The organism is Peribacillus sp. SIMBA_075, from assembly GCF_046534585.1.
The window spans coordinates 1-253 of sequence record NZ_JAWRYN010001133.1 but is presented as its reverse complement, the minus strand read 5'-3'; the positions used below and the strand labels follow the sequence as shown (position 1 = coordinate 253).

Genomic DNA, 253 nt, shown 5'->3' with positions numbered 1-253 from the left:
CTGTTTTTAATCGTGATGAGAAAAAGGAAAAAGAGATTTTAGACATTATGAGTGAAAGTGCCTTTGCAAAAACAGAAGGCGGTTATTTTATGCATAATGAAGAGGCTGAGTATAACTTTTTATATCACGTCGTTCCGTCGTTAAAAGGATTGGTTGACATTTATGTGACGACAGCAATTAAACTACGTATTCATAAAGGGGCTACAGCACCACTTATTCGAGTGAGAAGAAAAGACAGAATTGATTGGTTGTC

Annotated in this window: 1 protein-coding gene; it reads left to right on the top strand. The window is 36.0% G+C overall.

Going from position 1 to position 253, the window contains the following annotated elements:
• Positions 1 to 253, top strand: a 253-nt coding sequence (locus tag SB775_RS31840; RefSeq protein ID WP_410865283.1) for an SNF2 helicase associated domain-containing protein, incomplete at both ends; no start/stop codon positions are given.